Source organism: Legionella resiliens (assembly GCF_021344005.1).
GTDB lineage: Bacteria > Pseudomonadota > Gammaproteobacteria > Legionellales > Legionellaceae > Legionella > Legionella resiliens.
This window is the reverse complement of sequence record NZ_JAJTND010000001.1, coordinates 191,170-210,479: the sequence shown is the minus strand read 5'-3', so window position 1 is coordinate 210,479 and position 19,310 is coordinate 191,170. Positions and strand designations below refer to the sequence as shown.

The following is a 19,310-nucleotide window of genomic DNA, read 5'->3' as shown; positions in this document are numbered from 1 at the left end:
CGCGGTATCCAGAACGATCTTCTGCCGCGTTTAGAATCTTTTCTTCCATTACATCCTCTATGGATACCGCGAACCCGTCGCGGTACGTAGGAAGGTCGGATGGTGGTACGATAATCATCTTACTCATTAATCTTTCTATGTTAACTCCCTTAGTCTAAAATCGATTACATTTAGCATTGAAAAAGGTAACGGTGAATGAAAAAGTCCTCTCACAAAGGGTCTAATTTATTTTTAATCCTAATGGGATTGTTATTTGTCATATTAATGGCCTTAAAGAAACTCCCGATTCCTGCAACCTCTATCGAGATGTCATTACAAAGTTTAAGCATTTCAATACTCGTTATCTTTTTAGAGAAAAGGGCTGCGGGAGTAATTCTTATCTATTTAATTTTGGCTTCTTTTGGTTTTCCGATTTTGGCTGAAGGAGCGTCGAATAATAAATGGTATTTAGCGCCTTATGCAGGCTACTATTTTGGATTTCTTATTTCTTCATTTTTATTGCCCCGATTACTGCCTTTCACAAAACCTCAAAATTACTTACAGATATGGAGTCGTTTTTCTTTTAATGAATCCTCAATTTTATTTTGTGGGTTTTTATTTTTAAGTTTTTATTTCAATCCTAAAGAAGCTTGGTTAATTGGAGTTTGGCCTTTCTTATTTGGGGCATGTCTAAAAATAACAGTTGCGTCTTTTATTTACTTTCTTCATGCTCGATGGCATAAAAAATCTCAACATCTTGTATTTACATGAATCGTTTTAATTTCTGACTAGCCGCTAAAAGTTTTTAAGTGTTTTCCCAATATAGAATGATCCGCTGGTGCATGGTCAATAAAAATGGAGGGATCTATCCGCAGGGATGTAACTTCATCCGTAGTTAGCAGAACGGGTTTTTGATAAGGATTACTATTTTTATTCCCGTAAGTGGGTAAAGGAATGTTTTCCCATACTTAACCCGTGAGTGAAAAGAAGTAATTTTTATTTTTAGATTCAAACCATACGCCTTTATGCCCTATGTTATAAGCATTACTTGCTGTTGTTTGCTATCCAATCTTTAATAAATAAAGAACGTGTAATAAACAAGGCCTTTCAATCAAACGAATTATATTTATTAATTTGTTGGTTAATAAAATCATGTTTTTTGTGTTGATATATTTTGTCGTTTAAATATTGTGTTAAAAAAGAAAAGCCAAATAATTTCCTAAGAGTGAGTTCTGATATGAAAAAAATCAATCCTTCATTAATTGATTTACCAATACCAATCGAGACGCCAAGACTTTTATTGAGGCCACCCAAACGAGGTGATGGCATCATGTTAAATACTGCAGTTTTAGAGAGTTTCGATTTATTAAATATGTTTATGCCTTGGGCAAATGAAAAACCATCACGAGACGACTCTGAAGAAATTGTAAGACGGGAAGCTGCAAATTGGGTATTTATAAAAAAGGAAGATCCTGAACTCATGTTATTAATTTTAGATAAAAAAACCAATGACTTCATTGGCGCAACGGGTTTTCATGATATAAATTGGGACGTTCCTTGTGTAGAAACCGGATATTGGATCCGCAAAAAATATGCGGGGCAGGGATTAATGACCGAAGCAATAAATGCCATTACCCAATATGCTTTTCACGCATTAAAAGTAAAACGAATAACAATTACTTGTGATATAGATAATGAACGGAGTAAGAAGATTCCAGAGCGTTTAGGATATCAACTTGAATCGATTATGAAATCAAATCGTGTAAAGCCCGTTACAGGAGCAGTGACAGATACTTTAGTTTATGTACGATTTGATTTAATTGATTTACCTGAATTGAATGTTACTTGGGGAAACTAACTATAAGCTTGTCTTACAGGGTTCAGTCTTTTCTTCAGTTGCAGTGATTTGATGAGTGCCCCCCTGTGTATGTTTGCTCCAGAATCTGGCTTTAGCCAAACTTTTATATGCAAGAATCTCCTCATTCGTAAAAAATACATTCCTGCTGAGATCCCTGGAAATCGATGGATTATTGCCAGAAGAATAATTCTGCATGGCATCATTTTCTCCGATAAGATCCAGCTTGATGCCGTTTCGCGCTTCATTTTTGTGTACACCATACAAGTACAACTGTATATCGCTCAGAGAATGAGTCGAGCTTAATTCTGCTTCCTGATCCATAAAAGAATCATCCATTTGCGGAGAGTCCAGGCCCAAAGTTCTGGCGACGCGGGGTAAATGGAAGGCACTGGAAACAACCGCGATGTGTTTATGAGCGTGATGTTCGAGGTAATGGCGAAACGATTGCGCTTGTGCCACAGTATTTTGACCTATGTTATTTTTCCTGGGATTATAAAGGGGGGCGATTGTGAATAATCCCGCCGGATAATAAGGAAGTGGTTCGCGACCTAATTTTTTCTGAAGCTTGTGATCTCTTAAGGCTCTTTTTAAGTCTTCATTATGGATTTTTCTCCCATTATAAAAAATAGGAATGACGTAATCATTTTCGCTTAATTCTTCAGGCATTTTACCGGCACGCAGCGCACATACTTGCGTTGCAATCTCAATACCAAGTTTCATGCGATGAATGTCATCTACACGATCAAACTCCTCTTCTTTTCTTTTACCTTGTTGAATTAATTCCACATCAGCAATCTGGCTTAAAACAGTTGTTCTGGCGGCGAGCACGTATACTAAATCAATTTCAGGAATTGGGGTGGGATTTGTTGTTAATGCACTTTTCTTTAAATCCTGTGTAAATATATTTTCTTCAGTAAATACATCTTCAAAATTCATTCCAAAAAATGAGGGTTTTTTAATTGATTGCTTAGGCATTAAGAGTATTTGGATACATTAAAAAAAGATGAAATCATCTTAGCAAAAATTTTAAGAGGTTTAAAACGTGTTTATTTGGGAGAGCTTGCCTGATGGGTGTCAGTTTTCATTTAAACCCTTCTACGTACCGCGCTTTATGCGCGGTATCCAGTAAGGTACTGCTGAGTTCTTTATTTTAGTTGCATTGAAAAGGGATTAAGTTGCAATCCTGGTTGTAAGCAGCCAGGCTAAGTTAATACTCATAGGCATGTTCGTTCAATTATTCATAAGATTTCAGGTTTTAATTATTCGGCGAGCAACCTTTGTTTTCTCCACGCTAAATTTTTGATAAAAGCAAATTGTCTCCAAAAAGTCCCTTCCATCCCAGGCAATTCAATCAATTTATAAGAAAGGGTAGCTGCGGGAATTAGTATGACGCCAATACTAAAACATACTATAAATTTTTGTATCGAATGAGCGACTAATGCAGGATGCATTGCGACAAAGAGCTGAACGGGGAATAAAACAAGATATTGAAGAAGATAAATACTGTAGCTTATCTGCCCAAGAAAGAGTAAAGGCTTGAAAGCTAATATCCTGGGTTGTGCTATGAGAATACTTATAAACAAAGCACCTGTTAGAAAAAAATGTTTGTAATCGAAGTAATTAGAAGTGAAGATAGAAAAGATGAATGTTAATAATGCTAAAGCCCCAAAAATGGATTTTATTTTTGAATTGCTTAGACTCGGATAATGATGAATTAGCCATGCGCTAAAACTTCCAATGATAAAAAATGGCCATTGCACATTGGTAAAAACGTAAAAATCATGGAAGGCTAATAAAAGAACAGATAAAACGACTACAGTAGCCATTAACATAGAATGGCGATATAGGGAGTATAAGAGAGGTAAGACTAAATAAAATTTCCATTCATAACTTAAAGTCCATGCGATGCCAATAAAGGACAAAGCATTGACACTACCAAAATTGAGCGTCACCCCACCTAAAAAACCAAATGCAAATATATCAAAAATTTCTTTAAGAAGCATTGGGGGATCATTAGGTGCTCTTACAGTGAGCTGGTAACCCCTTAGAGAGAGGTAAGAACACATAATAACCGTTATTGAAGCAACAACAAGATAAAGCGGGGCTATTCGTCTTACTCTTGCCATATAAAAAGAATTGGGATTAAGTTTATTTTCTAAGGCTTTTTTAGTAAATAAGTAAGCGGTTAAAGTAAAAAAAATCTGTACACCAATAATACCAATGCGATCCCCAGTCAGGGCTCTGCCAGGAATACCAAAATAAGTAAGAAGGTATTGATTCGAGTGGCACCCTACAACACTTAATGCAGCTAATGCCCTTATGCCATCTAAATGTTTGTATTGATGATCTTTCGCGTCACTTATATTAAAGAGACGCTTACAAGGTAATGCTATAATGAATGCTATAACAAAAAATCCAATAAAAAAAAGTGTCTGAATAATTTGATGCATATTTCTTGCTAAGCCCTTAGCCAATGAGTTAAGGCAATTTACTTGAATAGAATAAAATATTCAAGTTAGCATTGCATCGGTGCCAATTCCGTATAGCTGGCGGCTAACTCATCTAATGCTTGACCACTAACTCGATGTACTGTCCATTCGTCCATAGGTTTGGCACCAAGCTTTTCATAAAACTTAATCGCAGTTTCATTCCAATCCAATACCCACCATTCAAAACGTCCACAACCCCTCTCCTTAGCTAACTTAGCCAGGTAAACCAGCATAATTTGTCCTATGCCCTGACCGCGTGCTTCGGGCTTAACATATAAATCTTCCAAATAAAGACCTGGTTTTGCTAAGAATGTTGAGTAATTATGAAAGAATAAAGCAAAACTCACTGGTTTTTTCTCAAGATAACCAATAATGACTTCAGCATAAGCCTTAGAACCAAACAGAGTTTTCAACAATTGCTCTTCAGTAGCGACTACCTCATGCAGTAATCGCTCATATTCAGCTAACTCTTTAATAAATTCTAAAATTAAAGGTGTATCCGATGCTGTTGCAAATCTAATTTTTAAGGCATGACTCATTATAATTTCCCTGCAATTTACTTCTGTAGTGTTATTAATATTTTACTTATTTCTGATTTATTAGGACAGGGCATAAGACCCCTCTCCCTATGTATTTTTCGATAAGTGATTGATTTTTTATCTATTTGATGTTATAATATTCAGATTATTTTGAGATCTAGCTTCGATCTTAGTAAGGCTGGCTCTGGTTCAAAATAAAAAAATCAAAGAAAGTTTGTCTTTAGGGAGTAAATCATGTGGTTCACCTTTGCTATTTTTGCTGCCATCTTATGGGGATTTAATTACGCTTTAGCTGAAAAAATATTAAGCAGCATTTCCCCTATTACCTTATTGGCATTAGAAATGACCATTGGGGCTATATTGTTTACCGGCATTTCTTTTTTTACTACGATGAAAAAAGACGTTGAGGTATTAAGCACAGACTCTGGTTTGCTTTTATTAACAATAGCCGAGATTGCAATTGTACTCATCGCCAGTTATTTCATTGCTGCATCCATTACTCTTAAAAATGCTACGATTGCAGGGATTGTCGAATTAACTTATCCCTTATTTACCATTATTTTTACTTGGTTTTTGTTTAATCAAGCGCATGTGAATTTTTCCGTCATTATTGGTGGGCTTTTAATTTTCATTGGGGTCTTGGTAATCAGCTTGGCATAAAATTCTAAACTAAAATAATGACTCATTATTTTAGTTTGAATATCAGATACTCGCCGATGGACTGAAGGAAGGCGATGTTTTATCATTTTTGTCATTGCTGAAAAAAGAATAATGACTTGTGGTAATTGATGGTGTCGGTTGATTTTCACCTTTTATACATTCTCTAAAAATTTTACGATCTTCTTCTGGAAGAAGCTTTAAAATGTCTTCTTGCTCCTCTTCATCTTCTTTCTTAAAAACATCTAAATTGCTAATTAAAATTTGAAGTCGATATTTTTCAGGAAATTTTTCCAATAATCGAGCTAACTCCTTGTAAGCATAGTGGTCTAATTTTAAATCTCCATTTGGGATGGCAGATTGAATTATCATTTCTAATTGCGGTATGCACTCCTTTATATGAGAAACAGTCTGGTGTAACTTAGTTTTTAAGATGGAATTTTCACACAATTCAGATACTTGAATGTGTTTATAATTATCTACAGCGTGAATCAAATCAGACTCAATCTCTATTATATGATTAAGTATTTTTAAAACGATGCCATAATCTTTGGGTATAATAGGATGAATTTTTTTATTACCAGCCAAGAGAGCATCTAAAGATAAGGTATGTCCATTTAGATCTGCAGCACAATCAATAATGGCCGTATGTTTCTTTAAGCAATGACCTTCTTCCCTATAATGAGGTATTAAATGCTCTTGTTTCACATCGGTGACACCAAGTATGCGAACTACTAAGGATAATGCTACCAATTCCTCTTCATTGGAAATTACTTTTTTAGATCGTTGATAACCAGTAGCACTCAGTATTTTCGATGCTAATCCGTAGTTCGATAAAGGATCAATAGGAAGTGTTTCAGTAACTAATGCACCCCCTTCACCTGATTTTATATGGCGAGGAAAGGACTCACAATCAAGTTTTATGGGAAATGTTTCTGCTGCAAAAGTATCACCTAAAATCAATTTTATTAAAGTAGCGCTCAGACATTCTAATACGATCATGTCATTTTCAGCTTTTGTGAGTACAGTCTCATAACCGCCGAGTTCACGTTTAACTACATACGCGCTTTCATCCCCATTGCTGTATTTTCCAACAAACCCCCATCTCTTGCCTTCCGATTTTGGTGCTATTGATTGAAAATCACTTAATTTTTTTTCATCGGTTGAAATCACTTCGTGTATTTGTTCCTTGCTATTCATGGTGTAGGCTTAAAAAATTTGAGCACTACATAATTGTACAATATTATAATTAAGTGATTATTAAATTGTTTTTATGATTATTAAATAAGCTATTGTTGCATCAATATAAGGGACAGTTGCGTACACTAGAGACAATTTTTCTATTAGTCATTTTTATTTTTTGTGGCCTTTAAGCTTTGTTGTTGATCTTCGATGAGAATAGGCATTTTGCCTGTTTATTTATTTATTGCTGCAGTATGATGTCGAGGGGTAAAACAGGAGTAACAACAAAAGGATTAGTCGATGAAGGCAGAAACTGTAAAGAAGCAAATGAGTCGTTATGATCGAAAAAAAGGATATTTTAGGGTGTTGATGGATGAGTCGCATATTAAAGTGCTGCGTGAATTTTGTACCCAAAAACTTGAGAGTATCGATACCTTATCCCCATCGTTACTTTTAGAATTAGCCAATATTTTGCTTGATAAGAAGGATAGGGATGGCGACTCATTGAGCAGTATTATCTTTAGAAAGCTTGTTGGTTATTTCGGGGGTTATGAAGCATTAGACAGTTTAAACAATCAGAAACAACTTACCGCTGAACATGTTGCGTTTTTGGAGAAAAATCATACACACGCCAAAGCAATCGCACCATTATTGGCCTCTATTGGCAAAAAACTTTCCTCTTCTGACATGACAATCGTACTGCATGCAGCAGGAATGATGGCAAAACCAGAGCGATTAGTAGAGATGTTCCAATATTTTGAGAAGTTTGCATCCGCAGGGGATGATTTGATTTTTTTTGAAACACTCAGCCTACTTAATCGTCACGGCATGAATACAGATGATGTGGTGCCTCTATTAAGCAAAGCGAAACAGCTTTTTAGTATGAAACAGGCATTGGAAACGTTATATAGGATTAACCCGCAATTATTCAATAATGATAATGTTCTTAACATTATCCAATTAAAAAATCCCCATCATTTTTATAAATTGTTAGATCGTCTTCCTGATACGCAAGATAGCTTAAATCGGTTGTTTGCTGTTGATGGCATACTCGATAAGTGTGCTTTTGCCGAAGAAATTATCAGCAATTTTAAATATGCAGGTTGGGAGCTGCAGCCTTATTTGCACTATATTTTAAGTGTTGATAGAGATAGATTCGCTATAAAGTGTGCTACGGATAAGCTAAAAGAAATGACCATCAAACCTGAGTTACTGCCTCTGATTCTAGAAACACTATTTGTCCGATCCAATGAGGGCATGGCATTAGTCAATGCTGTGGCTATCTTAAATCAAGAAAGTTTGGAAGAGGATGCGTTAAATCTGGCTTTTGCCACTCAATATCCTGATCGAGTTGCTGAAGCAGTGGTGCTGCTTAAAAAGGCAAAGCTTTTCAATAATCAAACACCAGATGTTATTTGTTCTCATCCTGAACATGCTATTGGGTTAGCACAGGCCATGATTCAATTGAGCCATCTCAACTGCACTGTTGATGCAGCCTATGACGGATTAGATCAATATCCTCAAAGTGCTGACAAGGTAGCAAAAGTTATTGAGTACTTACAAGAAAACTCGCTAATACATCATTCAAATAATAAACTTGGAGCGGCTAACGGCAGAATTAAACTGCCTACTGATGCAGTTGTTGCTGCAGTGTGTAAAGCTGAATTAACTGATGATTCTTTGCTTCAATTATGCGAAATAATGAAGTCAACAAATCTCTTGGATATATCCAATTTTCATAAGGTAATACCCAAGTTGAAATATGTTAAAACGCTGACTAGTGCTGCACGATGTTTGGCGAATAGTAAGCAATTGGATCAATTAAATTTTGATAGCATTATCAGCGATCCGATCAATTCTATAGCTTTAGCAGAGGATTTAGGGGGAACCCCCTGCTCGCCTTCATTGCCCAAGATGATTGATGATGGTGCTAAGGATTTTGTAGCAATCAGAAAAGCTGCAAAAATCTTAGCATCAGGACAGCGGCAAGGACTTTTTTTTCCTAAGCTAGAACCCAAACAGATCCAATCTTTCGAAAAAACGACGCATCGAAAAATGGCTGCCATACAAAATGAAGCAATGATGAAAATTGCTCAGTATGCAAGTGAGCATCATCTAGAAAAGGCTACGGAACATCATATAGCGAATAGTTCTTATTTTTCTGTATTGAGTCCGAAGTAAGAAATAAGCAAGAAGATTGGGTATGTTCCATCTTCTTGCTTTAACGTTAGAACATTCACTTGACGGCATCAATGTGCTCCATCCTGGAGTTATTCAAGAATGTTGTTATCATGATTTTGATAAATAACAGACAGGAATTGAGTAAAATCCTGTTAGTTACGCATTATTGAGACGGTATCTTCACTAAGATTATCGGGCGAAATTGCTAAAGCCTTACTTACTATGTTGCATGCTTGTTCCAGTTGTTCAGATTTGGCTTTCAAATGCTCCATGTGAATCGTGTTTAATGATTTTCCTGACCAAATGGTACCGAATGCATTTCCCATACTGCATTTGTTTGCAATTATGGGATCGAAATAAAGCGGAGAAAAAATGGCCATACAAAATAATTTTAATAAGCTGGAAATAACTTCCATGGTCTTTAGTGTTTGATGATCTTTAAGGCTTTCTATATCGGTTTTTGCTATTACATCACTTAATTCTTGGACTTGTTTTAACTTAAATCGAATTGCTTCCTCAATAGAATGCCCCTCAAATTTTTTTTCCCGAACAGCATACAAATCACTTAAAAATTGGCTACGTAAATTAATGTAATCCTTTTCTGTAGGTACATCATTTTTCTGAAGCCAATTTGACTGTCGAAAGAGCTGCTCATCAAGCGCTGAAAAATAGTCAGCAAGAATTGCATTAAAGAGTGTTTTCGCATTAAGTATTTCTGACAACCTGGCTTCTGGAATTTCGTCATAGGCATCTATCTTATTAGCTCTTAGTATAGACCGAACTGCAAAGATCAAGAGTCCCTCATCAAAATCATGGGGATATTTTGACAGAATTTCTTTTGCTGTTTTCGATATTTTTTTCACTCTTTGTTCGAAATCTTTGGATTCTTCTGCATATATTTCTGCTAGTGACATCGTATTCTCTTAAAAAGCTCTGTTTAAATTTTCATTGATGATACATTTTTTGCAAATTTAAGTTAAGGAAAATTTTTAAGAACAGATTGGGTAAAAAGCGACGCGTAAAGGAGGAAATAAAATTAGGAGATTAATTAGTCGCAATGGAATCTTCTACACATCGGAAAAACCAGTCCAGCTTTACTCCTACGTACCGTGCTTTATGCGCGGTATCCAGAACGATATTTTAAGATGCCGCTGAGCATTTCTATAGCAAGATCCCTGGATACCGCGCATAAAGCACGGTACGTAGACAAAGAAATTAAGCGCGGTAGGTAGGCGAAAAATTTAGTGGAGTTTCTCAAAACTGACGATACCTCAGGTAAACAGACCCTGAACGATCGTCAGTTTTTTAAATTTATCATGTACCACTTAAGTTTCTCTACGTACTGCTTTCCTACGTACCGCGCTTTATGCGCGGTATCCAGAACGATATTTTAAGATGCCGCTGAGCATTTCTATAGAAAGATCCCCTGGATACCGCGCATAAAGCGCGGTACGTAGACAAAGAAATTAAGCGCGGTAGGTAGGCGAAAAATTTAGTGGAGGTTTCTCAAAAACTGACAATACCGCAGGTATACAGGCCCTGAACGATCGTCAGTTTTTTAAATTTATCATGTACCACTTAAGTTTCTCTACGTACTGCGATTGCTTATTTTTCTATTCGGATAAACTCAGAAGGTAAAAGTCTTTAGTTTTTAAAATAGATTTGTTATAGCCATTGCGGGTGATTTTTAACATCGCCTGTCCTAACAATTGGGTTGAAGAGATAAATCCAGGTAAAAAATAGCGCAAAATGGGTAATAGAGGTTTTAGCATACTATACCCCAAGCGATATAAACGAGTTCTGCTCTGAATTCCATCCAGGGGTTGAATTATTCCCGGACGAAAGATGAAAACCTGCTTAAAGGGCATCTTGAGTAATTCATTTTCAGTTTGGCCCCGGACACGCGCCCACATCATTGGACTCGTTTCACTGCTATCTGCTCCTTCACCAGAAACGTAGATAAAAGTAAGTTGAGGATTCAATCTCAATAAGGTCTGTGCGGCTATTAAGGTTAACTCTTTGGTGATCCGCGCGTACTCTGCTTCTGTTTTTCCAGCCGAAGGTGTGCCTAGGCAGAAATAACATGCATCGATATGAACCAACTGGTCCTCGATATTCTTATAGTCGAACAAGTCTTTTTGTACGATCTCATGCAGTTTAGGATGAGATTGACCTAAAGGATTTCGCACAACGATGATGACTTTCTCGATTTGGCTATCTAGCAAACTCTCGCGTAATACTCCTTGCCCAATCATCCCACTTGCACCAAATATGATTATCGATTTCATGCTTTTCCCTGAAATTATTTTGTGTTTTGATTCAGAGTAAGGGAACATGCAATAAAAATCCAGTAGCAGGCTGGGCCTTGATTCATCCTGCTGTTAATTTCTTATTTAATAAATGGGGCGTAAGAATTCGACCTTATGTTAGCGTCCACGCTTGGTCAAATTTTTTAGTATCCACCGAAAAAAATCCCGAATGACTTGTCTCACTAGAGTATTTTTACTCATTGTTACGAATATAGAAGGTTCTGATGGTGTGGTTTTTTCTTGTGAAGGCTGGGGCATCTCCATTGTTGTGCTTTGTTTTTTTGCTGCAAGCATTTCGGCAGCAGAGGGAGAGTTTTCCCGGCGAGAATAGCGTTGAAACAAAAGAGATTTGTTAAGCAACTGCTGGACTTCAACCTCAGTTAATACCCCCATTCTTGACTCTGGCGGCCGCATCAAACAGTGAATTAACGGAGTGGGTTCTCCTTCTGCGTCAAGAGCGCTCAAAAGGGCCTCACCAATGCCTAAAGAAGTTAACATATTCTCTGTATCATAATGGGTTGATGGAGGGAAGTTTTGCGCAACTAATTTCATTGCTTGCCGATCTTTTGCTGTAAACGCACGCAGGGCATGCTGAATTTTCAATCCGAGTTGCCCTAAAACAGCCTCGGGAATATCGTTAGGTGTTTGCGTGCAAAAAATTAAGCCTACGCCTTTTGAGCGAATTAATTTAACAATGGTATCTAATGTACTTAATAAGGCTTTACTGGCATTTTTGAAGATCAAATGTGCTTCGTCAATAAATAAAACTAATTTTGGCTTATCGGGATCGCCTAACTCAGGTAGTTGACGGTAAATATCGGTAAGCAACTTTAACATAAATGTTGAAAACAACTGGGGTCGATCCTGCATGTCCATTAAACGAATAACGGAGATAATTCCCTGGCCGTTTCCGTTATATTGTAATAAATCCTCAATTTTAAATGCGGGCTCACCAAAAAAATCTTCACCACCTTGTGATTCCAATTCAACAATTTTGCGCATAATGGAACCAATAGAAGCTGCAGCAACGCTGCCATATTGTGACTCTATTTCTGCATTACCTTCTTTACTTTGTACGTATTGCAATAAAGCTTTAAAATCCTGCAGATCAATGAGCGGCATTGCGGTGTCTTTAGCATATTCAAAAAGAATCGTGACAACACCCGCTTGAGTTTCGTTAATCCCTAACATCCTTGAAAAGAGTAAGGCACCAAAATCAGAAATCTTTGCACGTAAAGGAACTCCTGGAACGCTGCTTAGGGTATACAACTCTACAGGGAAAGCGCGGGGAGTAAAGGATAAGTGCAAGGATTTACACCGTTTCTCAATACCTGGATTGACTTCTCCTGGCATTGCCAAACCAGAGACATCACCTTTAATATCCATCACCAGGCAAGGAACTCCAGCTAAGGACAATTGCTCAGAAAGCACTTGTATGGTTTTTGTTTTCCCACTACCGGTTGCTCCAGCAATCAAGCCATGGCGGTTAAATGATTTGAGTACGAGATTAACGGGGGCATTTTCTAACACCTTATCCTCAGCAAGAATGCCTCCCAGCTGTAACGAAGCTACATCTTTGGGCGCTTGATAAGGAACAGTCAGATCTTCATACATAAAAAACATCCTTGTTGCAGTGAACATTTATTAATTATACTCATTATTTTAGATTATTGCCGGACAGGTAAGTTTTTAGCAATCCGCTTAGCAATCAATGGTTTTATTTTGAAAAACTTAGTTCGGATTAAGTTTTCTTCCCTGCATTATCCAAATTAACAATAGGGCAGACTATTGAAGACTATCTTCCTGGACAAACGGCTTAACCCCCCAGGGTGGTTACACGTGACATTTTGCCTCATTAGAAGGCATTGGCTTACTCCAGCAATTTCCCGCGGTACTCCAAACTACACACCCATTTGTGCTTAATTATAATTCTTATTGTGTTTAATAAACCCTTAATGTTTTTTTGTTAACCTGTGTTTTTTTAATAGAAAAAAGAAGTATAGAGGGGCAATAGTGGTATGAGTAATTTATTTTTGTTAAATACGGCGAGTTTAGAAGATAAGGATATTTTAAGTATTTTGATGTTGGCAGGAATTACGAAAGGGATGGATTTTGATTCAGCGATTGCAAAAGCACCTGCAGGAGTGAAACAATTTCTTGAACTTGCAAAGATATATTATGAACGTAATGAAACAAGTACTTCTATTGCAAAGTTTGCGGTGAGGCCTGGTTTTGAGAAATGTGTCGTTGAGGATGTTCCTGCTGTAAAAAATGAAATACGACTCGTGTGTGATGAACAGGATGGAAACAAATGGTATCTTGTTGCAAAAAAAACCGATGGAAGTCGTTTTGAAAAAGAAATTTCAAAAATTACCGAGGATGAAGCGCGAGAAGGCTATCTTTGTGGGGTAAAATTAGCTGAGCTAAAAACCCATTTAAATCACCAAACAGTAGATACGCTCAATTATCAATTGTGGCCAAAACTGAAATCCAAGTGTTTCTCACATCCCAATCCTCTTCATGAAATAGGTGATCTACTTAGAGCAAATCTTGATACCCCAAAAAGTGACCTGGAAAACCAAAAAATCAAAAACATTCGTAGGTACTTAAATAAAAAGGCCAAAGAGCAAAATACTTCACTGATTATTTATTCGAATAAAGTAGATGAGGATTCATGTGGACGTAAAGAGAGTCAGTATGTTAAAGAAAATTTGGAAAGAGAATTAAGCCAAGACCAACAGTTACACGTACTCTATATTGGAGGAGGGCATGGATGGCCTAAGCATAAATGGAATGGCATGTTATCTGCTCTGAAAACACAACATGTTGAGGAAATCCATAATTGCCTCATAAAAAGGGAAGTTGTGATCAACAGCATAATCTTTGGAAGTTGCTTTAGTGCATCTTATGCAACTGACTTTTCTAGCCTGCTTCATCCTCAATGCGGTGTGATGTTATCTTCCACCGTTTCCCAAGGCGGGACTAATTTCTTTGAAAATACCGTATCGTTTGTATTGAGTGAAGAAAATTCCTGTGATTTTTTTGAAACAATTCCGCGAGCTCCTCAAGTTTCCCAGGCGCCAAGTCCAACAGGAATTTGTATTTCTAATAAAGAAAAGCACTTTGGATTAGAATTAAATGAAGAGGAGACGGGGTTACCCACTCATTCTGCAGAGGATGAATATGAATTAAGCTTAAACATAGTAACACGGTTGAGAAAGGAAAAACCGGAGAGTATTTTTGGTATTTCATTAGATGAGTGTCATGATGAACTCCAAAAAAGCGAATTCAACAAATTGCTGAGTAAAGCGATCGACTTCCTAGAAAGTGATGAGGATATTGAAGATCTCCCCTGTGCGAAGAGAGGTAAGCCCTCATCTGCAAAGGGCTGGAGTCCTTTAGCCAAATTTTCTTTATTTGCCGGAGGAATCATTTTGATCGGAGGTGGTTGTATCCTTTATAGCCAATATAATAAAGGAGGATCATGTGTTAAATAAGTCTTGCTCGGAGATGGGTGTTTAATTTTATGGTTTGGGTAGTATCTGCGTTCAGCGCGCTTGAATGTTCTTTTCTTAACTTAATAACGAAGGACTTTATGTTCTACCTCTACGTCCCGCGATTTGTTCCTGAGAATTCCTCACAAAATCGAAGCAGGAAAACACCTACTCTACATCTACAGGGATGACAGCCCTTTTGACTTCGAGATAGGTGTCCATTCCTTAGACTGGATGGATTCAAGTAACCAATGAATTCTACCTGGTTGAATCTTGTGAGGCCCCTCAGGACTAGTTCGCGGGAATTGCTAAACGGTGTTTTCTAATAAATATGACAAATAAAGTCACACAATGGAAAATATTAGACATAATCAAGTTGATTTTGATAGAGTGATCCAACCCTATTAAAGTAATAAGAAATCTAATGCATGATATAAAACTTTATTCTAAAAATTGGATAACTACCTGCGAAAACGATCTTTTCGCTTTGTTACATGGTTTATCGCGAAAATCGGCAAATTATTCGCGAATTCGCTCTCTTCTAAATATTGTTCGTCAAATTGCTAGTGCCCAAATATCATCACCAGGTTCCCTGACATCAGAACAGGAGACAGCAGCCCAACAAAAATTACTTAATGACCTCTATGAACAATTTCGTGCAGCACTGACTGAAAATAATCAGGGTACTACTTGGTTTACCCGAATTATTGAGCGTTATTGCTATGGTGATCAGGTGCTGTACCAACGATTGAATCATTTTACTCAGCAAGTAATTGGTCCAGTAATCAAATTATCCGAGCGCGTTAGAGACAAAAATAAATTATTGGCAATTGAGTTTCCTGATAAGGAAATGTGCGATATATTTTTGCATCGATCCGGTTTAAATAAAGAAACCGATTCAATAATCATTCATGGAAACAGTGTTTGTCTTCCGGCTTTTTTGTCAAAAAATCAGCAATTAGCCGTTACTTTTCCGACGATTAAATCTAAAGATAACTTTATTTATCTACTTAATTTAGATAAAGCTAGGCTTGTTGCTTCTAATGTCGACGATTGCACACTCTATATCAATGATAGACGCATACATGACACTGGTTCAAAGTTTCATATCGCAGTACTATGTCCCTATTTCGCCGAACGCTTTAAAATACAATATGTATCTCATATGCTTGCTCAAGCATATCGAGATCGTACGAGTTTTTTTAGTCAGACTCAATTTCCTATTGAGTTGGCAGTAAAAATTGCCTCGGATGTATCTTCATCTGAGACAATTTCTATGGATGAGAAAATGCACATTGCCTATGATAGTTTTCGTAGACCTTAAGTTAGCGTTTAATATGATAAGTATACGTTATCTCATCATCAGTTTTGGCTGATGGTTTTTCCACATCAGAACTTGGTTGCTTTCTTGTAGGGATATCGGAGTCGTCCTTGGCAAATAATGTATGTCTGCTTACATTTTTAAAGCCCAAACAATTAGGCTTGGGTCGTTCAGTTGGCGCCCCAAAATCGCAGGTTTTTGTTTGCACAGTGACAGTTTTTTTACCAAGCTCACCTAATCCGTGGTAATAAAGCTCTACAGAGCCACTATTATCTAAGTTGATGGCATCAGTACAACCGAGTGCTGCAAATAAATCTGCAAACTCTTCTGCAGTAACACCGCAGTTACGATCAGGATTATGAATGACCATGACAACAATATTATCGCCATTATTTTTGTAGCCAACCCCAGTACGTGGCAATCGATTTCCATGGTTATTATTTAAATCGGGTGTCTTTAATCTCGTTTCATCCCTTAGAATAATAAATCCGGAGACGGCATTTTTATCATCATAAAAATTGGGATTTGTTTGTAACGTGTCATCAATATCACTATGTGAGATGATAGCTGCTTTTTTATGTGTAGTATCAAAAACAATGGTATCTAACCCAACATTATTCTGATCAAGCACTTTATATGTGGACACCAGCTCCCCATTACTTACCGATAATCCGGCAAGAAAGGTACGTGGTTGTGTTCTAGGGTTGATTTTTTCTCCCACATTGGGTACACCCGTTGTCCACACATTAAACCAGTTCGCATTGACTAATAAATCGGGCTTATCACTACCAGGGTGACCTTGTGTCCAGTTGTCACGCCATTCTTTTAATGTGAATAATGGTGCATCGAATTGACCGCCTGTATAATTATTGCCATAGCGATCGGGAAATTTAGGACCATTAGGAACAAATGTTTTATACTGAGATAATGGAATCTCAACATAATAACCTTGAACTTTTTCACGGTGCGGGTTTTTACTCAAAATTTCATCAAAATTTGGCAGAGATCGGATGTCTTGTACTTCTGTGGCACGAGTAATACCAGCAATTTTTTCATTTACTTTATCTGTTGTTGTATTTAACGGCTTACTAAACACAGGATTTTCCTCATTGTAATTCATATTGGAGCTAATTTTTTGCTTATGATAGCTTGGATACATTAAGGAATTATTAAAAAAGGGCAGTTTGTTTATTTTTTTTGCTAAAACTCAAAGTATGATTTGAATCCATCTCATTGATTAAGTGAGCGTGGGTGTTTCATTCTGTTCGGGAATAAAATCGGCATTTCGCAGAGATGTTTCTTTATCAACGTAAGCAAATGACTCTGTAAAATCACGTAATTCCATTTCAAAAGTAGAGCTCTTAGTCGTGCGAGGATTAGCAAAACGAATATTATTGGTTTCCATCTGGCTATCAAACTAATCTATTTTAAATGGTACTTTGTGCCACTGTCTTCGCAACACGGAGTAAATAACGGGTATATCAAGCCTGTGTGGTGATGTAAGTATAGATAAAATATGGTGTAATAAAACTGCCGCTCTATTTGAGTCATATCATTATGCCAAGTCGTTTGATTACATTATTTTTTACAACTTTATTAAGTTGTCAGATCTCCATTGCAAGCCCATCGAAAGTGTTTCCTCTTCATTTAGAGGTTGCGACCATTCATTCGCTTCATAATGCGCTTGCACAACATCAAATATCATGTTTACAGCTAACCAATGCATATTTGGAACGTATTAAAAAATACAACTTAAGCGTAAAGAGCAAGGCACCCATTAATGCTTTTAGCGAACTTAATCCTTCGGTGTTAATGTACGCACGGTAGTTAGATGATTATTATAAAAAAACAGGTCAGACATTAGGGCCGCTCCATTGTATCCCTGTTATTTTGAAAGATAATATTGATTCTTTTGATACGACCACTACTTCAGGGTCTTTTGCTTTATTGGGGAGTCAACCGATACACGATGCTTTTTTAGTGAAAAAATTACGCGATGCTGGCGCCATTATTTTGGGAAAGGGGGGAATGGATGAGTTTGCCTGGGGAATGTTTGGCATCAGCAGTCGTAGCGGCAGAATTGGTAATGCTTATGATCCCAACCAAAATCCTGGGGGATCTAGTGGTGGACCAGCCGCTGCAGTCAGTGCACATTTTGCTTTGCTTGGTATCGGTACCGATAATAGTGGATCGGTTAGAATACCTTCTGCATTTAATGGCTTAGTCGGACTGCGCCCAAGTACTGGCTTAATCAGTCAGAACGGGATTTTTCCAATGGGCAATCTTGATGGAGCAGCAGGGCCGATTGCGCGTACTACGCAAGACTTGGCTATTTTACTTGATGTGATTGCCCAGCCTGATCTTCAGGATCATAAAACACTCAATATTCCCCGAGTAAAAACTTATTCTACTTTTTTGAAAAGCAATGGCTTAAAGAACAAGAAAATTGGCATTGTACATAATGTAAATGGTATTAATCCATTTAATAAGATGTCTCCACACATTGAAGAAATAATAAAAAAGGCCACAAATGATATGCAAAAAATGGGAGCGACGCTCATCGATATCACACTTCCGGATTTCAATAATGATCGACAATTCAATCAAGCTGGGGAAATCCAGGACGTGAATCAATATCTCGCCTCATTTCCATCGACGAGAAAGAGTTTTCGTGATATTTGTGAATCGAACCGTACAAGAAATTTTGGTTCGATTAAAGATTGCCTGCATTTTATGAAAAACACTGCAAGCAAATTCAGCGTACCTTACAAAAAAGCTTTAGAAAATTTTAAAAAAAATAAGACATATGTGGAGCAGGTTATGAATAAAAATCAGCTGGATGCTTTACTCATGCCGATTACTTCGAATGGATCAGCGACGTATGATGCGATGAAGGTGAATACTTGGCGAGCCCCAATCTCATCTAACTCTGGATTACCTGCGCTCAGTATTAATGTAGGCTATAGTCACGATACACATATGCCTATTGGCGTTGAGTTAATTAGTAAACAATATCAAGAAGGAACTTTAATTGAGATTGCTTATGCTTATGAGACGCAGACGAAGCAAAGTATTCTGCCGCTTATGCCGGAAGAAAATTTGGTTCTATTAAATTTTACTATTCCAGAATTAAATAATTTATTTACGCTCCTCGGTGAAAATGCCTATGAAAAATTTTTAATTCACAGCACGAACTCCAGTCATCTTGCGGATGACCTAACAGCGGAACGATTTAGAGAAATCACAGCCAATACAATTCAGAAATATACGGAATTAATTGGAAAATAAATTGTTTTGACTC

The 19,310-nt window shown here is 37.1% G+C and carries 15 protein-coding genes and 1 pseudogene; 7 read left to right on the top strand and 9 right to left on the bottom strand.

Annotated elements, in window-relative coordinates; genetic code table 11:
- The first annotated feature begins 195 nt into the window (after nucleotides 1–195).
- Together LXO92_RS00900 and LXO92_RS00895 are read left to right on the top strand one after the other, a co-directional pair.
- Complete coding sequence (locus tag LXO92_RS00900) at nucleotides 196–750, top strand: biotin transporter BioY (RefSeq protein WP_232890162.1); 555 nt, start codon at nucleotides 196–198, stop codon at nucleotides 748–750.
- Between the two features lie 466 nt (nucleotides 751–1,216).
- The gene (locus LXO92_RS00895; RefSeq protein ID WP_182350874.1) at nucleotides 1,217–1,837 is read left to right on the top strand and encodes a GNAT family N-acetyltransferase; all 621 of its coding nucleotides are present in this window, start codon (nucleotides 1,217–1,219) and stop codon (nucleotides 1,835–1,837) included.
- On the opposite strand, the gene LXO92_RS00890 is transcribed toward LXO92_RS00895, so the two are convergent.
- The 3 genes from LXO92_RS00890 to LXO92_RS00880 all read right to left on the bottom strand — a co-directional run bounded on the left by LXO92_RS00890 (nucleotide 1,838) and on the right by LXO92_RS00880 (nucleotide 4,865).
- Nucleotides 1,838–2,812 carry a hypothetical protein gene (locus LXO92_RS00890; protein WP_182350873.1) on the bottom strand — a complete coding sequence of 325 codons (975 nt, stop codon included), beginning with the start codon at nucleotides 2,810–2,812 and terminating at the stop codon, nucleotides 1,838–1,840. It lies immediately after the preceding gene.
- 284 nt (nucleotides 2,813–3,096) lie between these two features.
- Nucleotides 3,097–4,287, bottom strand: coding sequence for an acyltransferase family protein (locus LXO92_RS00885; RefSeq protein WP_232890161.1), 1,191 nt, complete (start codon nucleotides 4,285–4,287; stop codon nucleotides 3,097–3,099).
- 65 nt (nucleotides 4,288–4,352) lie between these two features.
- Complete coding sequence (locus tag LXO92_RS00880; protein ID WP_232890160.1) at nucleotides 4,353–4,865, bottom strand: GNAT family N-acetyltransferase; 513 nt, start codon at nucleotides 4,863–4,865, stop codon at nucleotides 4,353–4,355.
- Nucleotides 4,866–5,099: 234 nt separating this feature from the next.
- On the opposite strand from LXO92_RS00880, the gene LXO92_RS00875 reads away from it, so the two are divergent.
- Nucleotides 5,100–5,525 carry a DMT family transporter gene (locus tag LXO92_RS00875; RefSeq protein WP_182350870.1) on the top strand — a complete coding sequence of 142 codons (426 nt, stop codon included), beginning with the start codon at nucleotides 5,100–5,102 and terminating at the stop codon, nucleotides 5,523–5,525.
- 42 nt (nucleotides 5,526–5,567) lie between these two features.
- Here LXO92_RS00875 and LXO92_RS00870 read toward each other — a convergent pair whose 3' ends face one another.
- Nucleotides 5,568–6,722, bottom strand: a complete 1,155-nt coding sequence (locus LXO92_RS00870; RefSeq protein WP_232890159.1) for a hypothetical protein — start codon at nucleotides 6,720–6,722, stop codon at nucleotides 5,568–5,570.
- Between the two features lie 282 nt (nucleotides 6,723–7,004).
- Here LXO92_RS00870 and LXO92_RS00865 point away from each other — a divergent pair, with 282 nt between their 5' ends.
- The gene (locus tag LXO92_RS00865) at nucleotides 7,005–8,885 is read left to right on the top strand and encodes a hypothetical protein (protein WP_232890158.1); all 1,881 of its coding nucleotides are present in this window, start codon (nucleotides 7,005–7,007) and stop codon (nucleotides 8,883–8,885) included.
- Nucleotides 8,886–9,037: 152 nt separating this feature from the next.
- Here LXO92_RS00865 and LXO92_RS00860 read toward each other — a convergent pair whose 3' ends face one another.
- From LXO92_RS00860 to LXO92_RS00850, 3 genes are all read right to left on the bottom strand, one after another.
- Nucleotides 9,038–9,799 carry a hypothetical protein gene (locus LXO92_RS00860; RefSeq protein WP_232890156.1) on the bottom strand — a complete coding sequence of 254 codons (762 nt, stop codon included), beginning with the start codon at nucleotides 9,797–9,799 and terminating at the stop codon, nucleotides 9,038–9,040.
- Between the two features lie 699 nt (nucleotides 9,800–10,498).
- Nucleotides 10,499–11,173: an NAD-dependent epimerase/dehydratase family protein gene (locus LXO92_RS00855; protein WP_182350866.1), complete on the bottom strand. Its 675-nt coding sequence runs from the start codon at nucleotides 11,171–11,173 to the stop codon at nucleotides 10,499–10,501.
- 138 nt (nucleotides 11,174–11,311) lie between these two features.
- Nucleotides 11,312–12,808: a helicase HerA-like domain-containing protein gene (locus tag LXO92_RS00850; RefSeq protein ID WP_182350865.1), complete on the bottom strand. Its 1,497-nt coding sequence runs from the start codon at nucleotides 12,806–12,808 to the stop codon at nucleotides 11,312–11,314.
- A 404-nt stretch (nucleotides 12,809–13,212) separates the two neighbouring features.
- Here LXO92_RS00850 and LXO92_RS00845 point away from each other — a divergent pair, with 404 nt between their 5' ends.
- A complete protein-coding gene (locus LXO92_RS00845) occupies nucleotides 13,213–14,691 on the top strand; it encodes a hypothetical protein (protein ID WP_232890155.1) in 1,479 nt (492 codons plus the stop codon).
- 421 nt (nucleotides 14,692–15,112) lie between these two features.
- Nucleotides 15,113–16,012 carry a hypothetical protein gene (locus LXO92_RS00840; protein ID WP_182350863.1) on the top strand — a complete coding sequence of 300 codons (900 nt, stop codon included), beginning with the start codon at nucleotides 15,113–15,115 and terminating at the stop codon, nucleotides 16,010–16,012.
- 1 nt (nucleotide 16,013) lies between these two features.
- Here the strand turns inward: LXO92_RS00840 and LXO92_RS00835 are convergent, their stop codons facing one another.
- Nucleotides 16,014–17,105, bottom strand: coding sequence for a phosphodiester glycosidase family protein (locus LXO92_RS00835; RefSeq protein WP_232890154.1), 1,092 nt, complete (start codon nucleotides 17,103–17,105; stop codon nucleotides 16,014–16,016).
- A 141-nt stretch (nucleotides 17,106–17,246) separates the two neighbouring features.
- Nucleotides 17,247–17,414, bottom strand: coding sequence for a hypothetical protein (locus LXO92_RS00830; RefSeq protein WP_232890152.1), 168 nt, complete (start codon nucleotides 17,412–17,414; stop codon nucleotides 17,247–17,249).
- A 437-nt stretch (nucleotides 17,415–17,851) separates the two neighbouring features.
- Here LXO92_RS00830 and LXO92_RS00825 point away from each other — a divergent pair.
- A pseudogene (locus LXO92_RS00825) lies at nucleotides 17,852–19,297 on the top strand (amidase); the annotation flags it as partial.
- Nucleotides 19,298–19,310 lie beyond the last annotated feature (13 nt).